Genomic DNA, 22,045 nt, shown 5'->3' with positions numbered 1-22,045 from the left:
GGGCTGCTCAGTGAGCGGCCTGGTACTTCTCGATCACGTTGGCCGGGATACGGCCGCGGTCGCTGACCGCGATGCCCTGCTCCCTGGCCCACGCGCGGATGTCGCCTGACCGACCCCCGCCGGCGGAAGTGCCGGCGCCGCCGCGGCCGGTCACCTTCCCGCTTTTGACCGCCTTGAGGCGCCGGCCACCGCCCATGAACGGGTGCAGGGCCGAGCGGAGCTTGGCAGCGTTGGCCTCACTGAGGTCGATTTCGTAGGCCGCGCCGTCGATGGCGAACGACACCGTCTCGGCAGCCTCGCCGCCATCAACGTCGTCGGTCAGAATAATCTGCACTTTCTGCGCCATACCGAACTCCTTCTGGTCACCCTACCGGTCAACCACAACGATACCCGATCTCGCTAACCGGTCGACCGAAAATATCGAATCGAACCACCGACCGCAGCCGCGCGATCAAACCAGGCCAAATGACGGCGATGCCATGCATTGCCTTTTTGTTTGATTGACACACCATCAAGTGAAACTGGTGCGGCAAAAACAGAGCGTAGTGTTTCTCGATGCCATCAACAGCAAACCCCGTAAACAGCTTCCTCAGACCGATAGCTCATAGAAGGCCCACCGGCATTACGTGCGATCCACCAAGCATTCTCTAGCCATCGAAGTCAAACGCCATATCTTCGAGAGATGGGGCTCGGCCGGTGAGCTTTTCGGCGGCTCCTTGAGGAGAAGCCATAATTGAGCCCATTCCAACCTGAGGCTGCCGGTCACGAACCGGTTGCGGGTCGCCAGTCTTGATCGTTACGTAGAGAAGCTCCTGGTAGATGAGTTGTCGACCAAGATCAACCATCTGCACAGGAGCTTCTGTGTTGTTCTATCGTGCTGCGCTGGATCTGTCGCACCCGACTCGCGACTTTGTGGCCGGTCTCATCCGGCGCCACCGCCGGCGGATCGGTTCGCGGTGGCGCTCGGTGCCTGAGGGGCGGCAGGCGCTGCGGAGCGCGGCACGCAAGGCGTTTGTGATCCTGGACGGCTCGCTGATCGCGACCGACCGGCTCTCGGGGGCGGCCGACCGGCTGCACTACTCGGGAAAGCACCGTCGGCACGGGGTGAACGTGCAGTTCATGACCGACCCGCATGGTGAGCTGATCTGGGCGTCACCGGCGTTGCCGGGCTCGACCCATGATCTGACCGCTGCCCGCGTCCACGGCATCATCGACGGCCTGACCAGCCGAGCGATCGCCTGCTTCGCTGACAAAAGCTACGTCGGCGCCGGCGGAGCGATCGGCACCCCTTACAAGCGCAAGAAGGGGCGCAAGCTGGGCAAACGCAAGAAGCTGTTCAACCGGCACCATGCCCGAATCCGCGCCCTGGGCGAACGTGGCGCAGCAACACTCAAAAACTGGCACATCCTACGGAAGGCCCGCTGCTCACCCAGCCGACTGAGCGACATCGTCCGAGCCATTCTCACCCTCCACCACCAGGCGAGATGAGGTTGGAATCAGCTCATTGTTACCGAGGCATGAGGTTCTGCTGGCCTGTCGGCCAAGCCGGGTGGTGGTTGGCCGTCGGTTGGCGTCGCTAAGCGCGGGCTTCGTCGGTCGGCCGGTGCTTTTCTGACCGACCTGCACAGCCGGCCGATCGGGCTTCGCCAACGCTTCCCGGTTCGACGCACGATCTCGCCGCGGCCCGCAGGCACGGCATCATCGATCGCGCTCATCCGCCGCACGATCGCCTGCTACGCGTACGAGCCCTGTGCTGGCGCCGACGGCTCGACTGGCAGCCCGTACAAGTGGAAGAAGGGCCGCATGTTCAGCGAACAAATAACTTAGCTGTTTAATTGGTAGCGCGCCCGGGTTCGCGCGGTCGGCGAGCGGGGGCTGCCACCCTCAAATCTGGCAGAGCCTGGGCAAAGTCTGCTGCTTACCCAGTCGCCTGACGGCCATCGACCGAGCCATCCTCGCCCTATCTCAGGGCGAAACAGGAGAGGCTCAGCGGCTAAGGCGGCGGACCAGGTCGTGGTACTCGTCCCACAGGGCCTTCGGCGTGTGGTCGCCGAACTTCTCGAAGAACTCCGGCACGAGGGCGGCCTCCTGCTTCCACACCTCGGTGTCGACCGACAGCAGCGTCTCCAGGTCGGCGTCGTCGAGGTCGAGGCCGTCGGTGTCCAGGGCCTCCTTGGTCGGCAGGTGCCCGATCGGGGACTTGGTGGCGTCGGCTTTGCCGTTGAGGCGCTCGACGATCCACTTCAGGACGCGGCTGTTCTCGCCGAAGCCGGGCCAGATGAATTTGCCGTCGGCGTTCTTGCGGAACCAGTTGACGTAGTAGATCCGCGGGAGCTTCTCGGCGTCGGTGGCCTTGCCGATCTCCAGCCAGTGGCCGAAGTAGTCGCCCATGTTGTAGCCGCAGAACGGCAGCATCGCGAACGGGTCGCGGCGCAGCTCGCCGACCGTGCCCTCGGCCGCGGCGGTCTTCTCGGACGCGATGTTGGCGCCGAGGAACACGCCCTGCTGCCAGTCGAAGGACTCGGTGACCAGCGGCACCGCGGACGCGCGGCGGCCGCCGAACAGGATCGCCGAGATCGGCACGCCCTTCGGGTCCTCCCACTCGTCGGCGATGATCGGGCACTGCCCGGCCGGGGTGGTGAAGCGGGCGTTCGGGTGCGCGGCGGGCGTGTCGGACGCGGGCGTCCAGTCGTTGCCCTTCCAGTCGGTCAGGTGCGCGGGCGGCTCGTCGGTGAGGCCCTCCCACCAGACGTCGCCGTCGTCGGTGAGCGCGACGTTGGTGAAGATGCTGTTGCCCCACAGCGTCTTCACCGCGTTGGCGTTGGTGCTCTCGCCGGTGCCGGGCGCGACGCCGAAGAAGCCGGCCTCGGGGTTGATGGCGTAGAGCCGGCCGTCGTCACCGAACCGCATCCAGGCGATGTCGTCGCCGATCGTCTCGACCTTCCAGCCCGGGATGGTCGGCTCGAGCATGGCGAGGTTGGTCTTGCCGCACGCCGACGGGAACGCGGCGGCGACGTAGCGGGTCTCGCCCTCCGGCGGGGTGAGCTTGAGGACGAGCATGTGCTCGGCCATCCAGCCCTCGTCGCGCGCCATCGTCGAGGCGATGCGCAGCGCGTAGCACTTCTTGCCCAGCAGGGCGTTGCCGCCGTAGCCGGACCCGAAGGACCAGATCTCGCGGGTCTCGGGGAAGTGGGTGATGTACTTGGTGGAGTTGCACGGCCACGCGGCGTCGGCCTGCCCCGGCTCCAGCGGCGCGCCCACCGAGTGGACGGCCTTGACGAAGGAGCGTTGCCGTTCGATCTCGCGCAGAGCGGGATTTCCCATGCGGGTCATGATGCGCATGGAGGCGGCTACGTAGCCCGAGTCGGTGAGTTGGACGCCGAGCTGGGCTATTGCGCTGCCGATCGGTCCCATGGAGAACGGGACGACGTACATGGTGCGGCCGCGCATGCAGCCGGCGAACAGGTCGGCGAGCGTGCGGCGCATCTCGCCGGGTGCGATCCAGTTGTTGGTCGGGCCGGCGTCCTCCTCCTTCTCGGAGCAGATGAAGGTCCGGTCCTCGACCCGGGCGACGTCGGTCGGGTCGGAGGCGGCGTGGAAGCTGTTCGGCCGTTTCGCCGGGTCGAGACGTGTGAGGGTGCCCTGCTCGACGAGCAGGCCGGTCAGGCGCTCCCACTCCTCGTCCGAGCCGTCACACCACTCGACGCGGTCGGGCTGGGTCAGCTCGGCGATCTCGCGGACCCACTTGACCAGCTCGAAGTTGCTGGTCGGTGCGTGGTGGCGGGAAGGGATCAAGTGGGACATGGCTCTCCTCGGACGTAGCTGACCACAGGCTCGAGACGGGTGAGGCCGAAGGTGGTCGGCCCGATCGACTGGGGACTCACTTCTCACGCCGCACTGAGGCATAGGGACTTGCTAATCTTAGCAATTGCCAAAGTGGCTACCCCGCCGAGTCGGCGTTCTCGCCCTGGTTGTGCGGCGCGCGCATTCCTCGGGCGGGCGGTCCGACCTGGTGCGGTCGCGGCCACCCCGCTACCCGTCCCGCTTCGGCGAGGATGGGCAGGCCGCTACCGGAGCCGAAACCGGCCGTCGCCGGACTCTTCTTCGTCGAGCGACGGCAGGCCCGGGTGGTCGCGGTGGCGGAAAGCGGCCGCCTCGCGCCGGCAGGAACTCGCTCGGCGCGGGGCGGTCGCCAGATGCGCGGTTGAGGGTGCGCCGAGAGCGTTCGCCGATGACTGCTCGCGAGCCGGTACGCCCGGGGGCGGGCGCGGGCGGCTTCGCTGTTGGCCAGCGATGGTTGCGGTGTGCGTCCGCCGCACACTGACCGGCTCCGACGACCAGGCACCCTGCTTTAGAACATGTTCTTGTTCTCGTTTATTGTCTTGGTCATGTTCATAGAACTTGTTTCACAGTTTGAGTACGTGATGGGAGTGTCATGGCGAATCCGGTGATCGTTGAGGCGGTGCGCACGCCGCTCGGGAAGCGCAACGGCTGGCTGGCGGGACTGAAGCCGATGGCCGTCCTCTCCCACACGCTGATCGCCGCCGTCGAGCGCGCCGGCATCGACGCCGCGCAGGTGGAGCAGGTCTTCGCGGGCTGCGTGACGCAGGCCGGCGAGCAGGGCTCGCACATCGGCCGCTACGCCTGGCTGTACGCGGGCCTGCCCTGGCAGACCGGGGTCACCACGATCGACGCGCAGTGCGGGTCGGCGCAGCAGGCCGTCCACCTGGCCGCCTCGCAGGTCGCCGCCGGCGTCGTGGACGTCGCGATCGGCTGCGGCGTCGAGGTGATGAGCCGCGCGCCCCTCGGCACCAACGTGCTGCCGCACAACCCGCGCCCGGACGACTGGTCGCTGGACCTGCCGAACCAGTTCGAGGCGGCCGAGCGGATCGCGCAGCGGCGCGGCCTCACCCGCGCCGACCTGGACGCGTTCGGCGCGCGGTCGCAGCAGCTGGCCGCCAAGGCGTGGGCGGACGGCCGGTTCGAGCGGGAGGTCGTCCCGATCGAGGCGCCGGTGCTGGACGCCGACGGCAACCCGACCGGCGAGACCCGTACCGTCACCCGGGACCAGGGCCTGCGCGAGACGACCGCCGAGGGCCTGGGCAAGCTCAGGCCCGTGCTCGGCGAGGGGACGCTGCACACCGCCGGCACCTCGTCGCAGATCTCCGACGGCGCCGCCGCGGTGGTCGTCATGTCCGAGGAGAAGGCGTTCGAGCTGGGCCTGCGGCCGCGCGCCCGGATCCGGGCGCAGGCGCTGGTCGGCGGCGAGCCGTACTACCACCTGGACGGGCCGGTCCAGTCGACCGAGCGGGTCCTCGCGCGGGCCGGGATGACGATGGGCGACATCGACATCACCGAAATCAACGAGGCGTTCGCCGCCGTGGTCCTGTCCTGGGCGTCGGTGCACGAGCCGGACATGGACACCGTCAACGTCAACGGCGGCGCGATCGCGATCGGCCACCCGGTCGGCGCCACCGGCGCCCGGCTGATCACCACGGCGCTGCACGAGCTGGAGCGCCGCGACGCCCAGACCGCGCTGATCACGATGTGCTGCGGCGGCGCGCTGTCGACGGCCTCCATCATCGAGCGCATCTGAAGCTGGCTGCACTGTCCTGCCGGTCGCGGTCAGCCTCGCTCGTTGCTCCGTCTCGGGCTCGGGCTGCCCGACCGGTGAGCGGCCAAGTCGATCACACTGAAGATCGCGCGGGTCCGCCGATGACGCAGAAAGCGAGTGCTGCCGCACACCGGACAGGCCACCCGAGCGCGCAGCCCGGACACCGGGCCCACGGTCCGGCAGCCCAGGCACAGCAGCGGCGTCGCGTCGGTCAGGCCGTGCAGGCTGCCAGGCATCCAAGGCATTGGCATCCCTTCCAGACACAAGAGCTAACAACTTGCTAATATTAGCAATTGCCCACACGTCTAGTGTCTCTGAGGAGCGAACCACGCGCTTCACATCCGCCCCGGCGAGTTCGAGCCGACGAGCGCGGCCGGGGCTCTGGTGATCACCATGAGGCGCGCCCAGTGGGTCGCTTCTACAGGTCGCTGGTCGTTTGAGGCACCGCATGCCCTCTCCGCGCGGATGGGACCCCCCCTCCCCGACGCGCGGGGAGGGCATCGCCGGTGGGTTGCGCAACTTCCTGCAGCCGCCGCCGGCTGTCCGCCGGAACTTCGACGGTGCCGGGCCGGCCGTCTCCAGGCCGCAGCCGCTGTTGCCGCAACGAGCCCGGCCCGGCCTCCGATCGGACGACCTCGACTGCGAATGCGATTCGTCGGAGCGGCAGCCGGCAGGAGGCGATGGATCCCTCGACTGCAGCACCCCCAGGCCGCTGACAGGATAGGCAATTGCTAATATTGGCAAATCGATGGCGAAGAGGGGGACGAAACTGTCACAGAGCAGCGAGCGGCCGGTTGGGGGCGTTGAGAGATCGGCTCACCACGTCCTGACCGCCTGGTCACGAGTTCCACGGTCCATGCGCCGGGGAGCGAGTGCTCACGGTGAGCGGATCGGGGTGAGCGGATCGGGGTGAGAACGACCGAGTACGTCCCGGCTGAGGCGGCAGATGCACGCCGCCCCTCCCCGGGCCATCGCCACGTGTCCAGATCCGCCGAGCGAGGTCTGAGGTGCCTTCGTGATCTGCCTTCACCGCGGGGTCACGGCCGATCTGAGACCGTAAGGCCGCGCGCTTGAGGTTGCAGCGATGAGCCTCTTGCCGGCCGCGCCCTTTCGGCCGGTGACTTCGCTGTCGCCAACGAAACCCTCACGGTCACCTGCCGCCCTAGCGGCACGCCCCCAGGAGTCATGTCGATGATCTTCAAACGCCCGCCCATCGAGGAACGGATTGCCGCACGCCAACGCGAGCTCGGTCCACTCAAGCCCGGCAAGGTCTTCCCGCACGCACCGGCCAAGTTCCTGTTCTTCTTCGGAGTCGGCGTCGTGGTGGTCACGCACGTGATCGCTCTGACCGCCCTGTGGTGGGCGCACTAGGGCCGATACGGCTGACGCCGAGGCGCTGCCAGCGGGCGGTGCACCTGGGCACGGCAACGAATGAGGTGGGCTGCACCGGGTCAGGCGCAGCCGTCCACGTGGCGGCCCGACCGCGACGACCACGGCTGAGGTGTCTGGTGGACGACCAGCCCGGATCAGCCTCCCGCCTCGGCTTGTGTCCCGAGCGGTTACCTAGATCGAGCGAGCCGGGTGGTGACCGGGGACGGTGTCCAGCCCGCCGGCGTGCTTATGGACGCACCTCCGCCGGCTTGCATGGCATCTGCAGGCGGCGACCCGGGGAATGGTGATACCGCGCATGGTCCGGAGGGAGGATCCGCGTGTCGTTCTGGTCATCGCTTGGCGGGTCCTCACGAGATGGCGCCCACGCGGGCACCGAACCTTCCGACCGAAGGACCGGCTCGGAAGGGTTCCGGCCCAGTCCCACGATGGGGCGCCGGGAAGGGCGCCGACCGCTTGTCTAGAGGCGCTCGATGATGGTGGCGTTGGCCTGGCCGCCGCCCTCGCACATCGTCTGGAGGCCGTAGCGGCCGCCGGTGCGCTCCAGCTCGTGCAGGAGCTTGGTCATCAGGATGCCGCCCGTCGCGCCGAGCGGGTGACCCAAGGCGATCGCGCCGCCGTTCGGGTTCACCTTGGCCGGGTCGGCGCCGAGGTCGTTCTGCCAGGCCAGCACGACCGGGGCGAACGCCTCGTTGATCTCGGTGACGTCGATGTCGTCGATCTTCAGCCCGGCCTTGGCCAGGGCCTTCTCGGTCGCGGGGATTGGGCCGGTCAGCATGTAGACCGGGTCCGAGCCCGCCAGTGCCAGGGTGTGGATCCGAGCCCGCGGGGTGAGGCCGTGGGTGCGGAGGGCGTCCTCGGAGGCGATGAGCAGCGCGGAGGCACCGACCGCGATCTGCGAGGAGACCGCGGCGGTGATGACGCCGCCCTCACGCAGGGGCTTCAGCGTCGCCATCTTCTCCAGGGTGCTGTCGGGGCGGGCGCACTCGTCACGCTCGAGCCCGGCCAGCGGGGCGATCTCGCGGTCGAAGCGGCCGGCGGAGACGGCCTTGCCCGCACGCACGTTGGACTCCAGCGAGAACTCCTCCAGCTGCCGCCTGGTCAGACCCCACTTCTCGGCCATCAGCTCCGCGCCGCGGAACTGGGAGATCTCCTGGTCGTAGCGAGCGCCCCAGCGTTCACCGTGGGGAAAGCCCGCGATGGGTCCGTCGGCGCCGAACGGAACGGACGCGCCCATGGGCACGGCGGCCATGTTCTCCACGCCCGCCGCGACGACCAGGTCCTGGGTCCCCGACAGGACCCCCTGCGCGGCGAAGTGAACCGCCTGCTGGGAAGAGCCGCACTGGCGGTCGATGGTGACGCCGGGCACGCTCTCGGGCAGTCCCGCCGACAGCCACGCGGTGCGCGCCAGGTCGAGGGTCTGCATGCCGACCTGCATGACACAGCCCATGATCACGTCCTCGACGGCGGCCGGGGCGATGCCCGCGCGCTCGACCAGGTTCTCCAGCACGTGGGCGCCGAGGTCGGCTGAGTGAACTCCGGCGAGCGCGCCCTTCTTACTCCCTACCGGGGTACGGACCGCTTCGACGATGTACGCCTCGGCCATTGCGCCTCCAAGCTCCATGAGGGCGGACCCTCCACCCAAAACCGAACTATATTCGGTTTGTCAGTGACAACTTACCTGACCTCCATGCCAACACGGCGGGCACCCCCGCCAACGGTGCCCGCGGCCGACACCCCGCGGCCGGAAATGATCTTCCTGGGATGCATTGCGCACCGCCGGCTGGCCCAACCCATGGGCGTCGCCGCGTTCTCGATCGCCTCATCCGACACCCTGCATCTCGGGCCGTCCCGCCGCAGCGGCCTCCAAAGGCCGCCATCGCCCTCCACGCCACCCCACGCGACGGGGACGGGGACGGGGACGGGGACGGAAAGACCATCATCGGCATCGGTGCCCACATCCGCGCCGCCTTCCCTCCTGATGCCGCGCCGCCTTCCCTCCTGGTGCCGAGCCGCCTTGGTCAACCTGGCACGAGCCGTCACCGAAGACCTCGCGATGATCAGCGGCCGCAGCGTCGTCCGAGAGTTGGGGCCGATCCCCCGTCGTTACCTTGAGGACGGTGCATCATGGGAGAGTAGTTGTCATCCAGCAACTAACTAGGGAGGGCCGGAGCGGATGAAACCCCTGGAGACAGCCTGCGCCGTCCGAGGCGCCTTCGCCGTGATCAGGCTTGCGGGCGAACTGGACTACTCCACGGTCCATCTCGCCGAAACCACCGTGAATCGCGCGTTTGCCGGCCCCACCCCTCACCTGATCTTCGATCTCAGCGGGCTGACCCTGATGGACTCCAGCGGCGTCGCGCTGCTCCTGCAGACCTACAAGACGCTCCGGGAACGCCACGGAACCATCGCGCTGGCCGGCCCGTCGCCGTCAATCCAGCGAACCGCCAGCATCACCGGCGTCACGAAGCTGATGCCGGTCTTTGCGACCGTCGATGAGGCGGCCAGCATCGCTCCGGTGGCGCTTCCGCCGTCGGCATCCGCCGCCGAGAGCGAGTCGACAGACCGCTCGCTGTGACGATCACGGCCACACCGAACGATCGGCCTACCGCACGGAGGGCGGTGAGGTGAGGGCGGGTCGGCTCCCGCCTGCAATGGTCACTCGTGGAAGGCCGGCACCGTAGGCGATCCCGCCAGGTGGCCGAGCCGCCTGGCGGGCATCGCAGGAGCGCACCGGTCCACATCCGAGAGGGGAGGCCTCGACCGCGCTATCGTGAAGGTGTGAACGAGCAGGTCACAGGCTCAGGACCGCCCGATGTGCCACGCGCGTACCGCTCGGCGGTGGCGCGCTGGGGGATGCCCCGTCCAGCAGACCGCGCCAAGGCCGAATTCGGTGATCTGGTCGCCACCGCCCAGGGCGGACAGGTGATCCTTGTTCACCGCGGTGATCAGGAGTGGGCCGCGCTGATCCCCGTACCACCCGCCGCGGTCGCCGATCTCGCGCACCTCACCGCCCAGGACCAGACGAGTGTGCACATCACCGGGTTCCCCTCCAGCATCGTTGCCGTATGGCAGCAGTGGGAAATGGCCGCCGCCCGAGCGCATCTGACCCAGCTGATCCGGCTCGTGCATCGCTACCGCTGCGCCTGCGTCCTGCGATCCGGTAATCGCCCGGTCGCCATCCTTGCCCCCATCGAGGCAGCAGCACTCATCGAGCAGTAGGTCCAGGACGGCTTCCGGGGCGTCGCGCGGTCTTTCGACTCCCTCTACCAGGGCGGCGGCTGCTGTCCGTTCAAGAGACGCCCAGTGATCTGTTCGGCGCGGATGCGGACGTACTGGTTGCGCCGGTCAGGCATCCACGTAGCCAGGTCGAGGCGATCCAGTTCGGTGATCACGACGGGGTCGGTCACATGGGTGGCACGGCCGAGGACCAGGACCGACCAGCCCGACCGCGCGCCGATGTCGATCTGGTCGATCTCGAAGGCGACAACCGACCCCTTGGTGGCCGCGTGCAGCTCGGAGCCGGGCGCGGTGCGCACGACGATGTCTCCCTGGTAGAGGGCGAAGTTCACAGGAACCGCAGCCGGGAGCGCATCTCTGGTGTAGACGATCCGGCCGACCGGGGTGCTGCGCAGGAGGCTTCGGCACCGTTGTTCGTCCAGGCTGCTGAACGCACGGCGATCGTTGGGCATCTCTCAACGATCCGGCACACCACGAGGCGACGACCAGGGACGAACGTCCCGATCACACTGGCGTCGGCCTCGGACACGTCCCTGATCTGCACAGGGCCGACGGTGCGCGTCGAGGGCACCAGCAGCCGGGGCAGGCTCACCGTGACACGGTCCTGCACCGAGGGGCCGGTCCTGAGGAGGCGGAGGTCGGACGATCTGGTCGAACGCCTCCGGCGGCATCGTGTCCATCCTCACCAGCCCCCCGCTCACCGGTTCCTTCGGCGACTGCGCATGTGCCGGCAAATCTGGTTCGACGTCGCGAGTGCTATCGGGCGGATCTCGCCTCGCCTGCCCGGCACTCGCCCGATGCTGGGCGGACTGTTGGTGGCGTGCGTGTCGAGCGTGAAGCGGGCAAGGGACCGACACCCCGACTCCACGCTCGACACGGCCCAACGCTCCGGTGCCCCATACCCGAGCCACACGAGCTTACCATTTGCTAACTTAAGCAAGAAGGCATGTGAAAAGAGGAGTCTCGTTCGGTCGTCTGGCGGCGAAGAGCCAGCCACTTGCCGCAGGTCCTGGCCATACGGAACCGCGCGGACGAGCGGCAGGCGCGACGGCGCCCACCCTGCCGGCGTTCTAGGCGCGTGCGATGGCAGGGGCCGGCCGGTGGAGGCGCCGCCTGTCCTGTGAGGCCGCGGCATTCATGCAGAGATCACCCGGTCGCGGCGGGCACGGAGGCTGGGCACGGAGGCTGGGCACGGAGGCTGGGCACGGGGCGCTGGGCGCCCTGGTCGGATTGCGGACGCGGCTTCTCACCGCAAGGACGGATAAGGAGAGCAGAGTGCCAGATGACACGGTGCGCCGGTTGCCGCGTTCCCGCCGCCATGACCGCGAGTTCCGGCTCTACACTACAGCGGACCTGGACGAACTGACCGCCCGCGCCGGCCTGCCCGCCGATCAGCGGCTCGCCGTCCGCGCGGCGGCCACGGTCGTCCCGTTCGCGATCACCGGTTACGTCGCGGAAGAACTGATCGACTGGACCGCCGGCATCGATGATCCGATCTACCGGCTCACCTTTCCCCAGCCGGACATGCTGCCCGCCGAGCAGGTGTCACGGCTATGTGACCTCCTCATTCAGGACGCTGCGCCCCAACAGGTCACGGCAGCAGCGCGCGAATGGGAGCGGGCCGGCGCCCCTCAGCGGCCGGCACCGGCACCCATAGCGCTTGCACCCCTCGGTGGCCAGGCCGGCGACGAGGTCGTGCTGACGCTGCCCGACCCTCACCGGCCGACCGGGGGCTACGGGACCGACCACGCAAGCTCACCTCCCCCGCACCCCGACCGCCGGCCGCGGTGGGCGGCCACCCCCCAGGGGCTGCGTGACCTCGCCGCCTACGTGCTGGCGCATCCCCACGTCACCAGCGTCGTGATCAACGGAGACGAGCCGATGACGGCGGGTGCTCCGCTGCTCGCCCGCTGCCTGGACACGGTGACGGCGCTCGACCAGATCCAGACGGTCCAGCTGGAAACCGCCGCACTGGCCAGATGGCCCTACCGATGGATCACCCAGCCGGGCGCGGACGCCGACGACACCCTCCGGCTCTTCGAAACGGTGGCCACCGCAGGCAAGAACCTCACCGTCATGGCACGCCTGTGCCACCCGCGTGAGATGGAACCCGAACCGGTCCGCCAGGCCAGCCGCAGAATCGGCGACACCGGCGCGGTCATCCGCACTCGCGGACCGCTGATGGCCGGGATCAACGACTCAGTACAGGACTGGACGAGGCTGTGGCGCCGGCAACTGCGCCTGGGCATGATCCCCTTCCTGATGACGCTCGAGGACCACTCCGGTCCCACCGAACGTCTCGCCGTCCCGCTCGGCCGCGCCCGCGAACTGTTCCAGCAGTCCTACGCCCAGGTGTCAGGTCTGGCGCGCACCGTCCGCGGCCCCGCCATGACGACCGCCTCGACGGTGATCTACGTCGACGGGATCACCGAAATCCAAGGGGAGAAGGTGTTCATGCTGCGCTTCGCCAGCACCGATGACCGCGATCTGTTCGCACAGCCGTTCTTCGCCCGCTACGACCCCGACGCCGTCGCCCCCACCGCTCTGGAGCCGATCGCCGGGCTCCCATTCCCCCACGAGGCGCTCACCGCTGGCATGCCCCCCGCGAGCGGCTGATCGCAGCGCCCCGGCGATCACACGAAGCCAGCCCGCCGACAACGAACCGGCGACGGCACATCGCCCTCGGTCGGCACGCCGCCCTCCCACGCTCCCTGCACAGCGGACAGGCGCGGCGACCGAGGCGGCGGGCTGCGGCACGGTGGGCCTCCCTGCCGCCGCGGGCCCCCGCGCCGGAGCACCTGGTGAGCCCCACCGGCAACCGTTACAATCATTGGCAATTGCTAATTTCGGCAAGTCGTGAGAAGAGTTCGGAACGAGCGCGGGGACCAGCCGTTACGGGACCGGCCTTCATCCGCAGCAGCAACGCCGGCCCGGCCCGGCCGCGAGACGGTCGGGGACACCAATATCACGATCACCTCGAGGAGATGACCGCAGCGGTGAGGATGCAGTGGCACTTTGAGGACCAGCACTTCGCGGGCGAGGGCACCATCGGCATCCTGCACCTGCGCGGCTATCTCGGCGAGGAGAACCTCGAGCAGTTGGACGGCGCGGTCGACTGGGCACTGACACGCAGCAGCGGCCCCATCGTCATCGACCTCACCCATCTGCTCGGCTTGGGCGACACCGGCAAGAGCCGCCTGCGGGACGCCGCCCACCGCATCCTCACCAGGGGACGCCTGGTCTCGATCTGCAGACCGCCCAAACTGGGAGACCTGCCGGCCCTGCCGGCGCAGACAGCGCGGCAGTCCACCGGAATAGCCGTGAACGACGACCTCACCGCCGCACTGAGGGCGGTGACCAGCCTCGACGCCGGCGCCCCGCCCCATCCGCTCATCCAGGAGCCAGGTCCATGACCTCCACGGCCGAACACCCCCGCGCCCGGACGGAGCGGCCCACTACGTCCAGAGCAAGGCCGAGCATCTCCAGTGGAGGTATTCGCCGAAGGGGTAGAGGCCGACAGGTCAGGTCACCGGTTCCGCGCCCATCCTTATAGGGGGTGTTCTCCCGAACGTGACCCCCCGGGGCCAAAGTAGCTGGCTGGTCGGTGTCTGGGTTGCGCAGGGCCGTTCAGGGTGGGGGTGGGCGTTCCGTTTGGGGATCCCTCACCGGAACACCGTCCAGCCCGGACGGCTCCCCAGGTCAGAGTGTTCCGTAAGAGTGTTCCGCGAACTGTTCCGGTGACGGGCCCCTATCCGGAACACCGAAGGGCGTGAACGCCGCGAACGCCCCGGATCCAGGCACCGTTCGGGTCGGCTACGCCCGCTGCTCCACCGACGAGCAGGACGTCGTGGTCCAGACCGAGCAGCTTCTCCTTCTCGGCGTCCCGGCCGATCGGATCTACATCGACCGGGGCTTCTCCGGCACCTCCCGCCGCAACCGCGGCGGCCTGGACCAGGCCCTGGCCGCAGTGTGGCCGGCCAGCGTGTTCACCGTGACCAAGTTCGACCGGTTCGCCCGCAACATGGCCGAGGCCAACCAGATCCTCACCGACCTGTCCGACCTGGAGGTGCTGTTCGGGCTGGGCGGGTCGATCTACGACTGGAACGACCTGTTCGGCCGGCTGTTCCTGCAGACCCTGGCGATGGTCGCCGAGTTCGAGGCGAACCTGGGGCGCCTGCGCACCCGCGAGGGCATGGCGCTGGCCAAGCGGAACGGCAAGCTCAAGGGCAAGCAGCCCAAGCTGCCCGAGCCGGCGCGGCGGTCGATCCGCCGCCGCTACGCCGAGGGCGAGGTGTCTCTCGCCGATCTGGCCACCGAATACAGCGTCGGCCGCTCCACCATCCACCGCATCATCCACCGCTCGCCGACCGAGCCACGCTGACGATCAAACAGCTATGACGCTGGTCGGTGATCCCTTTCTTAAGGAGCCCGGCGAGCTCGGCGAGACCCTGCCCCTGGCCCCCCGTCCGGCCCTGCAGGATGCGGCCATGGCCTACCTGGACACCGGGCATCCCCTCGCCGTAGCGGCTGCGCAGGCGATCCACCACGGCGACGCCGAGGAACTACGGCGACTCCTAGGCGAGCATCCGGAGCTGGCGACCTCCCGTCTTGGGGATGAGGGCGGGATGTCGCGGACTCTCCTGCACGTGGTGACTGACTGGCCCGGCCATTATCAGAATGGTCCGAGATGCGTGGCGGTGCTGGTCGCGGCGGGAGCCGACGTTGATGCCCCGTTCGAGGGCGGCCATGCCGAGACTCCGCTGCACTGGGCGGCCAGCCGCGACGATGTCGGTGTTCTGGACGCTCTGCTGGACGCCGGCGCGGACATCGAGGCGCCCGGATCGTGTATGCGCGCCGGCGGTACCGCGATCACCGACGCTTGCGCGTTCGGTCAGTGGAACGCCGCTCGCCGCCTGATCGAAAGTGGCGCCACGACGACGCTGTGGGAGTCGGCCGCGCTCGGGCTGATGGACCGGATCGCCCAGCACTTCGCCGCCGGGCGCCCGCCGGTTGATGAGATCACCCATGGCCTGTGGTCGTGCTGCCATGGGGGCCAGCGCGAGACCGCGCAGTTCTTGCTTGAACGCGGAGGGGACATCAACTGGGTGGGATACGACGACCTGACACCCCTGGACGCCGCGATGCGCTCCGGCGCCGACGACCTCGTGAGGTGGCTGCGCACCCAGGGGCACGTTCAACGGCCGACCTCACCTGACGACCGGAGGCGTCGCCAAGATCGTGCATACCTCCGGGCCCGCGCAGGTCGCAGGGTCGGTCGCGGCCGCTCGCTCCCGCAACTGCTGGAGCACCACCTGGGCTTGGGCGAGCTCGGCCAGGCGCTGCTCCACCTGGGCCAGGTGCACCTCGATCAACTGGGTGACGTGCCCGCACGGGGCGGCGCCGGAGTCGCGGACGGCCAGGATCTGGCGGATGTCGGCGAGGCTGAGACCGGCGGCCTGGGCGTCGTGGACGAACCGCAGCCGGGTGATCGCCTCTTCGGGGTAGTCGCGATACCCGCCGCTGGTGCGGGGCGGCGATGGCACAAGCCCGACCTCCTCGTAGAAACGGATGGTCTTGGCCGTGAGGCCGACCCGCTCTGCTAGGACCCCGATGCGCATGATGCGGACTCTACCCTTGACCTTCCAGTGCACTAGAACCCCTACCGTGGCGAGAGGAACAACGAACCTGCTGGCGGGAGGAGTGCCTCGGTGGAGGTGACGGTACTGACGGTCGCGGACTGCCCGAACGGGCCATTGATCGAGGACCGCCTGGCCCAGGCGTTGGCGGGCCGCGACGGCGTGAGCGTGACCCGCATGGAGATCGGCTCGGAGGCCGACGCCCACCGGTTCGGGATGCGCGGCTCGCCGACCCTGCTGGTCAACGGCGTCGACCCGTTCGCCGCGGCGGGCACCCCCTTCAGCGTGTCCTGCCGGATGTACCGGACCGACGACGGCTCGTTGGAGGGGGCACCAACGATCACCGGACTGCGCCGCGCCCTGCAGGCCGCCGAGGACGGCACTGCGGTTCCCGGTGCGGTCGGGCGGTCCGGGCTGGGCCGTATCGCCCCCGTCGAGGGGGGTCTGCGCGCGGTGCACCAGCAGGTCCTGCGCGCCCTGGCCGCCGGCGGCCCCGCCCCTGATCGGGCAGCGCTGGCCGAGGTCGCCGCGCCCTTCGGCAGGACCGCGGGTGCGATCCTGGCCGACCTGCACGCCCTGGATCTGCTGCGGCTGGACGACGCCGGGCGGATCAGGGCCGCCTACCCGTTCTCGGTGACACCCACCGCCCACGCCGTCGACCTGGACGGGCTGGCCAGCGTGCAGGCGATGTGCGCGATCGACGCCCTGGGCATGGCCGCGATGCTGGCCACCGCCGCCAGCGTCACCTCCACCGACCCGCACACCGGGCAGATTGTCACCGTCGTCGTCGAGCCCGACGGCCTTCACGCGGCCTGGGATCCCGTCACCGCTGTGGTGCTCGTCGGCCAGCAGGCGGGGTGCGGCCCCTGCGAGGAACCCGATGCGCGGCGCGCGGCAGCGGATGTGTGCTGCGACCACATCAACTTCTTCGCCTCCGTCGCCGGCGCGGACGCCTGGCTCCAAGCCCACCCCGAGGCGACCGGCCCGATCCTCGATCAGCAGGCCGCACTCGACCTCGGCACGCAGACCTTCGGCCCCTCCCTCACCTCCGAGGCTTAACCGAGCCCCTTCGACAACCCGGCATTGTCGAAATTGAATCGACAATCTAAGGTTGTCGTATGGACGAAGTGAACGCACGCGCCCTGGTCGAGGCGGTACAGGAACGAGCCACCAGCGACGACCCGCTGGTGCTGCTGGAGACCGCGGTCATCGTCGCGACCGAGACCAGCGGCGCGGCCGACGACGTCATCGAGCACTACGTCGGCGCCGCTCGGGCCGCGAACGTGTCCTGGACGTTGATCGGAGAACGGCTCGGGGTGTCCAAGCAGGCCGCCAGGCAGAAGTTCGCCCACCGCCTGGAAGTCAGCGACGTCATCGGGGACACCGCCGATCAGCTGGTCATGGCCCCGCGCCTGTCCGCGTGCCTGCAAGCCGCCCAGGCCGCCGCGGACGCCGATGACAGCGTGCCCGGCACCCAGCACCTGCTGCTCGGGCTCCTGCACGTCGGCGGCGCCGCGAACATCCTCGATAAGCTCGGCGTCACCCGGGACAAGGTCCGCCAGGCCAACACCCGCCTGTTCGAACCCGCCACGATCATCGACGGCGACGGGCAGGAGCGCCGCATCGTCGGCGACGGTGAGGGCGACCAAGCCATCGCCGGGGCACGGCGGCTGGCCGCCCGCCGCGGCCAATCCCAGTGCCGGACCGAGCACCTGCTGCACTGCCTGGCCACCGACTCCGGTTCTTCGGCCCGCCGTGTCCTCAACGATCTCAACGTCGATACCGCCCGGGTCAAGAAGGAACTCCAGGAGTGGATCGCCCCGGTCCAGCGCCGACGTCCTCGCCTCATCGGCCGGACCAAGGACACCAGCCGGGCCTGCTCCTTCTGCGGCTGCAAGGACCTCGGCCCGCTGGTGGCCGGCCCCGGAGTCTGGATCTGCGGTAGCTGCGCCCAAGCCGCGATGGAGATCCTGCGGGCCGAACCACGCGGTCTGCGCACCGGCTGACGCGGCGGGCACAGCGCCGGTCGGGATGCCTGCGGATGACTCGTCCGGCCTGGGCCCCGAACTCAGGCGGCTGTCTCAGGCGGCCAGGCCGAGACCGCGGTCGAGGTGGGCGTCCATGTCGATCTGGCTGGTGCCGTAAAGGTTGGCGTGCGACCAGAACAACAGGAGCAGGGCGCGGCGGTCGGACTCGGCCGCCAACCGGGGCCGCCACCTGCTCACCGAACGACCGCTCGAACCGCGCCCGGCGCAGCGTCCCCCGACGACCCCACCCAGGCCGACTACTGGGCCGCGCGGCGCAAGCGGATCAAACCTCCCGTCGACCGGTATACGTTGCGGCTGCTCACCAGGCAGGATGCACGCTGCCCGCTCTGCGGAGACCATCTGCTGACCGCCGAGCAACCACCGCAATCCCCCCACCAGTGGGAACGATGGTGGCTCCAGGTCGTCAAGCGCGCGATCGTCGCCGACTATCTCGTGCATCACGGCCGACCCGGCTCACCGGACGGTGACCAAACCCGCCTTGTTCACGCCTCCTGCCACCGCGGGCAGCGCGTCCGCCAACGCAGGAGCACAGCACAGCGAACCTGAACCGCCCTTCGAGGCTTGCTTGAGCCGTGTGCCGCGACGAGTGGCACGCACGGTTCTGAGGGGGCCCGGGGTGCAGCAATGCACCGGGGCTACCCGGCGAGAGCACCGCCTTATAGACGGAGGGCCGGTCCCGAGCCCGCAGCGGTGTTCCCCGCCTCAGCTGGTCTTCCCGTGCGACTTCTCGTGACCGGGCCAGGTCAGTCGCCTTCCAGGAGGCCTCCACAAACGCCGAGCTCATACAGCTCGGCTGACAGCTCGGCCTGTTCCTCGAATGCGCCGAGGTCGCACTGCGTCAGCGACTCCCAGCACATGACCTCGGTCAGGTCCAGGGCGCGGTGCGCCACCGGCCCCAACTCCTCGGGCGTCCTGGCCTCGGTCTCCTGGCGAAGGCGTGCCACCTGACGCGCACGGGCGGCGTCAGGGGTCGCGGCCTGAAGCCGGCCTAGCAGCCGCGACAGGTCTCCCACCAGGTAGTGCCGTGTCATACCGGCCCCCTCATCCAAGCCTGTCCAGCCCGATCGTGCCTCCGGCCCGCAGCCGATCGCAACAGGTCTTCCAACGAAGGGGCCTGCCCGGCGGCGGCCGGACGGGCTCAGCCGGGCTGCGAGTCCGGCCGTCGCCGTTCTTGCGGCGGTGGGCCCTGCAGTTCGGCGAGCAGGCCGGTGCGGCCGTCCAGCAGCGCGGTCAGCACGCGCCGGGACGCCTGCAGGAGATCGGTGATGACGGGGGCGCTCAGCGTGTAGGTGACGTTGCCGCTATCGCGTGCCATGCTCACCAGGCCCGAGCGCCGTAGCACGGCCAGCTGGTGCGAGAGATTGGAGGCCTCCACGCCGACACCGGCCCGCAGGTCCCCGACCGGGCGCGGGCCCTCCAGAAGCAGTTCCAGGACCCGGATCCGTACCGGATGTGCCAACGTCTTGAACAGTTCGGCGTTGGCGTCCTCCACGCGTGCGGGCACTTAATCCCGCCCTGGCCGGACCCTGGGCACCGAATCAGGTTCGGCGGTTCCGGTTTCCACGCCGGACACCTCAGCGGCCCTCCCCGGCGGCCGGGGATCCTCAGCTTGAAGTGGGGTGTCCTCGGCATCATCGATGTGAACGCCGTGCATGGCGGCTCGCCGCAGCAGGTCCTCCAACTCGGCCGAATAGATGTCGATCTCGTAGTCGTTGTCGGCCTCCCGGGCTGCCCGCAGCAGCTCACGGGATCGCTGCACGCGCCGGCGCAGGTTGCTGGCCAAATCACCCACGACGCTGTCTCCTCGCTGGTGTGACTGTGCTGGTATGGCTGTGCTGGTGCCGCGACAGGCCTGACGACCCTCGCCTTAGAATGCTCTCTAGCATACATTCTTAATTGAAGGATTTCTCAAGTCGATGGTGGTGTGATGCGCCGCGTGATCAGGGCGCTCCGGCGCAGCGGAGTGGTCGCTCACCCGTTGCGGCGTCCGGTCGATCGGGTCGAGGGCTGGGTCACCCTGATCCTGGTGGTGGTGTTCGCCGTGTTCACTCCTCTCGCCGCGGCCGCCGTCGGAGGATGTGCCTTCCGTGCCGGGGTGCGGGCGGAACAGAGCCAGGAGGCTGACCGCCGCCACGTGATGGCGAAGATCGTCAAGGAAGGCGGGCGTGAGAGCAGGCGCCTGGTCGCAGTGGCGCGGTGGCGGGGCTCGGACGGGATGTGGCGGATGGCGAAGGTGCCGGTGAACGGCGGGCACCGTCCCGGTTCGTCGGTACGGTTGTGGATCGACCAGAGCGGCCGCGAGGTCGCGCCGCCGCGTACCCGGGCCCAGACGTGGAATCAGGCGCTTTCGTACTGCCTCATCACGATGGCAGGGATCGGGTTCCTGCTGTTGGAGGTCCGCCGGGCAGTACGGCTGAGGCTTGATCGGCGCCGGTCGGAGCGTTGGGAGCGCCTCTGGGCCGAGATCGAGCCGCCCTGGTCGACCCGGCACCGGCCTCCTCCCCCATGGCCTTGACCGATACAGGACCGCGGGCGCCGGCCGCACCAATACCGTGGCCTCCGCTGCCCCTCGCGGGGAAACCGCCTAATGAGACCCGCCGCAGGCGGGCGGTCGCCACGGGGCCTCGGATGCGGAGCAGGTCCTCGGCTGAGGGCGGGGCGCCCGCACCCCCGGGCGGGACGCGGCCATAGCATGCGCCTCATGACCGATGCGCCGCCGTTGACTCCGTCCGAAGCCTTCCATCTGCTCTTGGCCGGCAACCAGCGCTTCGTGGCCGGTGCGCCGCAGCATCCGAATCAGGATGCCGTGCGTCGCGCTGAGACCACTCCCCTCCAGCGTCCGTTCGCCGCGCTGTTCGGATGCTCGGACTCCCGGCTGGCGGCCGAGATCATCTTCGACCGAGGCCTCGGGGACTTGTTCGTGGTCCGCACCGCCGGCCACGTGACGGGACCGGAGGTGCTGGGCAGTATCGAGTACCCGGTCAGCGTGCTGGGATCTCCGCTGGTGGTGGTACTGGGCCACGACTGGTGCGGCGCGGTCGCGGCGGCCCGTGCCGCGGTGACCGACGGCGTCGCCGCCACCGGATACGTGAGCGACGTGATCCAGCGTGTCACCCCCAGCGTGCTCGCCGCCCGCGCCGCCGGGCTCACCGAGGAGGACGACATCATCGCCGAGCACATCCGGCACACCGTCGGCCTTCTCCTGGACCGCTCCCGGCTGCTCTCGGACCAGGTCGCCGCCGGGCATGTGGCCGTGGTCGGCCTGTCCTACCGGCTGGCCGACGGAAGCGCCCGGCTTGTCACGGCCCGAGGCCTGCCGGCCGAAGCAGTGACGTCAGGCTCGGACGCCTGAAGGCCTGCCGATCGCGTGACCGGCCGGGCGGCGCGATACCGGTTCGACCGGCTCGGAGGGCGGCGTGGGACGGCTTCGGCCGTGTCGAGCCGCCTCGGGCGACCGGCTGTGATGGCTCCCCGGCCGCCGGGCCGGATGGTGGCGAAGGCGAGACAGGATCGGCACCTGCCGTGGTTGCCGGTCCCGGCGCTAATCACCGCGGGTCGGCGGCACCTGGCGGGCGCCGGCCGCGGCAGCGTGCACAGCGTCGTCGACGGTGGCGTGGACGGGGACGAAGGCATCGAGTTTCGCCACCTGCATCCGGCCCACGAAATCGCTCGGCGGTGCCGCCAGCCGTACCTCACCACCGTGCTCCTGGGACCAGGCCGACACCTCCATGAGGGCCTGCACCCCCCCTGTTTCCTCGAACAAGGCATCGGACAGGTCGAACACGAGCTGGTCGCTGGGCCGGCGGCGTACCTGCTGGATGTAGGCGGCCAAGTCGTCAGCCAGCGCGGTACCGACCTGTCCGGTCACGGTGATCACCGTGACGCCCTCGGCGGGGTGGCGGTGCGACAGCTGAGATGAGCTCACCCATGTGCCTTTCGTCCGGCTCGCGGGAGTCAACGGCTCTCCCCGACCTGGCGGTGAGAGCGTGGATGCCGCATCCGTCCGTCTGCGACATGCAACCGCCCTCCTCTCGCCCGGTTTTCGTGTTGCCTACGTTCGTAGTTGCGTAATTCCTAAACTAGCGCGCTGCGCCTCTTGGGAAGATCGCAGCCGGAAG

22 protein-coding genes and 2 pseudogenes are annotated in these 22,045 nt (G+C 69.2%); 14 read left to right on the top strand and 10 right to left on the bottom strand.

All coding sequences use genetic code 11. The annotated features are described in order from the left end of the window. Positions 1–7: 7 nt before the first annotated feature. Entirely contained in the window at positions 8–346 is a 339-nt protein-coding gene (locus AB0C78_RS13585; RefSeq protein ID WP_360746527.1) for an Lsr2 family protein, read from the bottom strand. Between the two features lie 515 nt (positions 347–861). Between AB0C78_RS13585 and AB0C78_RS13580 the strand changes: the two genes are divergently transcribed. Both AB0C78_RS13580 and AB0C78_RS13575 read left to right on the top strand, forming a co-directional pair. Beyond that, complete coding sequence (locus tag AB0C78_RS13580) at positions 862–1,488, top strand: transposase family protein (protein ID WP_360746524.1); 627 nt, start codon at positions 862–864, stop codon at positions 1,486–1,488. A 152-nt stretch (positions 1,489–1,640) separates the two neighbouring features. Further along, positions 1,641–1,719, top strand: a pseudogene (locus AB0C78_RS13575) (IS5/IS1182 family transposase); the annotation flags it as partial. A gap of 267 nt (positions 1,720–1,986) precedes the next feature. On the opposite strand, the gene AB0C78_RS13570 reads toward AB0C78_RS13575, so the two are convergent. Beyond that, positions 1,987–3,804, bottom strand: coding sequence for a phosphoenolpyruvate carboxykinase (GTP) (locus tag AB0C78_RS13570; protein WP_360746521.1), 1,818 nt, complete (start codon positions 3,802–3,804; stop codon positions 1,987–1,989). 631 nt (positions 3,805–4,435) lie between these two features. Here AB0C78_RS13570 and AB0C78_RS13565 point away from each other — a divergent pair. Further along, positions 4,436–5,596: a steroid 3-ketoacyl-CoA thiolase gene (locus AB0C78_RS13565; RefSeq protein ID WP_360746518.1), complete on the top strand. Its 1,161-nt coding sequence runs from the start codon at positions 4,436–4,438 to the stop codon at positions 5,594–5,596. Between the two features lie 1,203 nt (positions 5,597–6,799). Then, positions 6,800–6,985 (top strand): hypothetical protein, encoded by a 186-nt coding sequence (locus tag AB0C78_RS13560; protein ID WP_360746515.1) that lies wholly within the window; start codon positions 6,800–6,802, stop codon positions 6,983–6,985. 478 nt (positions 6,986–7,463) lie between these two features. Here AB0C78_RS13560 and AB0C78_RS13555 read toward each other — a convergent pair whose 3' ends face one another. After that, complete coding sequence (locus AB0C78_RS13555) at positions 7,464–8,609, bottom strand: acetyl-CoA C-acetyltransferase (protein ID WP_360746512.1); 1,146 nt, start codon at positions 8,607–8,609, stop codon at positions 7,464–7,466. A gap of 570 nt (positions 8,610–9,179) precedes the next feature. Between AB0C78_RS13555 and AB0C78_RS13550 the strand changes: the two genes are divergently transcribed. Then, positions 9,180–9,581, top strand: a complete 402-nt coding sequence (locus AB0C78_RS13550; protein WP_360746509.1) for an STAS domain-containing protein — start codon at positions 9,180–9,182, stop codon at positions 9,579–9,581. Between the two features lie 203 nt (positions 9,582–9,784). Further along, positions 9,785–10,225 (top strand): hypothetical protein, encoded by a 441-nt coding sequence (locus AB0C78_RS13545; RefSeq protein WP_360746506.1) that lies wholly within the window; start codon positions 9,785–9,787, stop codon positions 10,223–10,225. Between the two features lie 44 nt (positions 10,226–10,269). Here AB0C78_RS13545 and AB0C78_RS13540 read toward each other — a convergent pair whose 3' ends face one another. Beyond that, entirely contained in the window at positions 10,270–10,695 is a 426-nt protein-coding gene (locus AB0C78_RS13540; protein ID WP_360746503.1) for a pyridoxamine 5'-phosphate oxidase family protein, read from the bottom strand. An 823-nt stretch (positions 10,696–11,518) separates the two neighbouring features. Between AB0C78_RS13540 and AB0C78_RS13535 the strand changes: the two genes are divergently transcribed. From AB0C78_RS13535 to AB0C78_RS13520, 4 genes and pseudogenes are all read left to right on the top strand, one after another. Further along, positions 11,519–12,859: a lysine 2,3-aminomutase gene (locus tag AB0C78_RS13535; RefSeq protein WP_360746500.1), complete on the top strand. Its 1,341-nt coding sequence runs from the start codon at positions 11,519–11,521 to the stop codon at positions 12,857–12,859. A 368-nt stretch (positions 12,860–13,227) separates the two neighbouring features. After that, positions 13,228–13,656 carry a hypothetical protein gene (locus AB0C78_RS13530; RefSeq protein WP_360746497.1) on the top strand — a complete coding sequence of 143 codons (429 nt, stop codon included), beginning with the start codon at positions 13,228–13,230 and terminating at the stop codon, positions 13,654–13,656. 356 nt (positions 13,657–14,012) lie between these two features. Further along, complete coding sequence (locus AB0C78_RS13525) at positions 14,013–14,624, top strand: recombinase family protein (RefSeq protein WP_360746494.1); 612 nt, start codon at positions 14,013–14,015, stop codon at positions 14,622–14,624. Positions 14,625–14,637: 13 nt separating this feature from the next. Then, positions 14,638–15,165: pseudogene (locus tag AB0C78_RS13520) on the top strand (ankyrin repeat domain-containing protein); the annotation flags it as partial. Between the two features lie 285 nt (positions 15,166–15,450). Here the strand turns inward: AB0C78_RS13520 and AB0C78_RS13515 are convergent. Then, positions 15,451–15,861, bottom strand: coding sequence for a heavy metal-responsive transcriptional regulator (locus tag AB0C78_RS13515; RefSeq protein ID WP_360746752.1), 411 nt, complete (start codon positions 15,859–15,861; stop codon positions 15,451–15,453). Positions 15,862–15,951: 90 nt separating this feature from the next. Between AB0C78_RS13515 and AB0C78_RS13510 the strand changes: the two genes are divergently transcribed. Together AB0C78_RS13510 and AB0C78_RS13505 are read left to right on the top strand one after the other, a co-directional pair. Further along, on the top strand, positions 15,952–16,938 hold the full coding sequence (locus AB0C78_RS13510; RefSeq protein ID WP_360746491.1) for an alkylmercury lyase family protein: 987 nt from the start codon (positions 15,952–15,954) through the stop codon (positions 16,936–16,938). Positions 16,939–16,997: 59 nt separating this feature from the next. Continuing rightward, complete coding sequence (locus AB0C78_RS13505; protein ID WP_360746488.1) at positions 16,998–17,885, top strand: Clp protease N-terminal domain-containing protein; 888 nt, start codon at positions 16,998–17,000, stop codon at positions 17,883–17,885. Positions 17,886–17,960: 75 nt separating this feature from the next. Here AB0C78_RS13505 and AB0C78_RS13500 read toward each other — a convergent pair whose 3' ends face one another. From AB0C78_RS13500 to AB0C78_RS13485, 4 genes are all read right to left on the bottom strand, one after another. After that, entirely contained in the window at positions 17,961–18,083 is a 123-nt protein-coding gene (locus tag AB0C78_RS13500; RefSeq protein WP_360746485.1) for a hypothetical protein, read from the bottom strand. Positions 18,084–18,670: 587 nt separating this feature from the next. Then, entirely contained in the window at positions 18,671–18,958 is a 288-nt protein-coding gene (locus AB0C78_RS13495) for a hypothetical protein (protein WP_360746482.1), read from the bottom strand. A gap of 107 nt (positions 18,959–19,065) precedes the next feature. Next, on the bottom strand, positions 19,066–19,431 hold the full coding sequence (locus tag AB0C78_RS13490) for a metalloregulator ArsR/SmtB family transcription factor (protein WP_360746479.1): 366 nt from the start codon (positions 19,429–19,431) through the stop codon (positions 19,066–19,068). Then, complete coding sequence (locus AB0C78_RS13485) at positions 19,432–19,719, bottom strand: hypothetical protein (RefSeq protein ID WP_360746475.1); 288 nt, start codon at positions 19,717–19,719, stop codon at positions 19,432–19,434. Positions 19,720–19,854: 135 nt separating this feature from the next. On the opposite strand from AB0C78_RS13485, the gene AB0C78_RS13480 reads away from it, so the two are divergent. Continuing rightward, positions 19,855–20,442 carry a hypothetical protein gene (locus tag AB0C78_RS13480; protein WP_360746472.1) on the top strand — a complete coding sequence of 196 codons (588 nt, stop codon included), beginning with the start codon at positions 19,855–19,857 and terminating at the stop codon, positions 20,440–20,442. 186 nt (positions 20,443–20,628) lie between these two features. Further along, positions 20,629–21,279: a carbonic anhydrase gene (locus tag AB0C78_RS13475; RefSeq protein WP_360746469.1), complete on the top strand. Its 651-nt coding sequence runs from the start codon at positions 20,629–20,631 to the stop codon at positions 21,277–21,279. Positions 21,280–21,468: 189 nt separating this feature from the next. Here AB0C78_RS13475 and AB0C78_RS13470 read toward each other — a convergent pair whose 3' ends face one another. Continuing rightward, positions 21,469–21,804 (bottom strand): STAS domain-containing protein, encoded by a 336-nt coding sequence (locus tag AB0C78_RS13470; RefSeq protein WP_360746465.1) that lies wholly within the window; start codon positions 21,802–21,804, stop codon positions 21,469–21,471. Positions 21,805–22,045: the final 241 nt, after the last annotated feature.

The sequence above is a fragment of the Actinomadura sp. NPDC048394 genome (genome assembly GCF_040651755.1).
GTDB lineage: Bacteria > Actinomycetota > Actinomycetes > Streptosporangiales > Streptosporangiaceae > Spirillospora > Spirillospora montaniterrae.
Note: the sequence above shows the minus strand (reverse complement) of the source record. Positions and strands in the feature narration are given on the sequence as shown.

What these genes read in the sequence shown, in the direction of transcription:
- AB0C78_RS13505 (WP_360746488.1), top strand. Translation starts at nt 16,998, where the DNA reads ATGGACGAAGTGAACGCACGCGCCCTGGTCGAGGCGGTACAGGAACGA.
- AB0C78_RS13495 (WP_360746482.1), bottom strand. Translation starts at nt 18,958, where the DNA reads ATGACACGGCACTACCTGGTGGGAGACCTGTCGCGGCTGCTAGGCCGG.
- AB0C78_RS13555 (WP_360746512.1), bottom strand. Translation starts at nt 8,609, where the DNA reads ATGGCCGAGGCGTACATCGTCGAAGCGGTCCGTACCCCGGTAGGGAGT.
- AB0C78_RS13515 (WP_360746752.1), bottom strand. Translation starts at nt 15,861, where the DNA reads ATGCGCATCGGGGTCCTAGCAGAGCGGGTCGGCCTCACGGCCAAGACC.
- AB0C78_RS13565 (WP_360746518.1), top strand. Translation starts at nt 4,436, where the DNA reads ATGGCGAATCCGGTGATCGTTGAGGCGGTGCGCACGCCGCTCGGGAAG.
- AB0C78_RS13560 (WP_360746515.1), top strand. Translation starts at nt 6,800, where the DNA reads ATGTCGATGATCTTCAAACGCCCGCCCATCGAGGAACGGATTGCCGCA.
- AB0C78_RS13480 (WP_360746472.1), top strand. Translation starts at nt 19,855, where the DNA reads ATGCGCCGCGTGATCAGGGCGCTCCGGCGCAGCGGAGTGGTCGCTCAC.
- AB0C78_RS13550 (WP_360746509.1), top strand. Translation starts at nt 9,180, where the DNA reads ATGAAACCCCTGGAGACAGCCTGCGCCGTCCGAGGCGCCTTCGCCGTG.
- AB0C78_RS13530 (WP_360746497.1), top strand. Translation starts at nt 13,228, where the DNA reads ATGACCGCAGCGGTGAGGATGCAGTGGCACTTTGAGGACCAGCACTTC.
- AB0C78_RS13540 (WP_360746503.1), bottom strand. Translation starts at nt 10,695, where the DNA reads ATGCCCAACGATCGCCGTGCGTTCAGCAGCCTGGACGAACAACGGTGC.
- AB0C78_RS13585 (WP_360746527.1), bottom strand. Translation starts at nt 346, where the DNA reads ATGGCGCAGAAAGTGCAGATTATTCTGACCGACGACGTTGATGGCGGC.
- AB0C78_RS13570 (WP_360746521.1), bottom strand. Translation starts at nt 3,804, where the DNA reads ATGTCCCACTTGATCCCTTCCCGCCACCACGCACCGACCAGCAACTTC.
- AB0C78_RS13475 (WP_360746469.1), top strand. Translation starts at nt 20,629, where the DNA reads ATGACCGATGCGCCGCCGTTGACTCCGTCCGAAGCCTTCCATCTGCTC.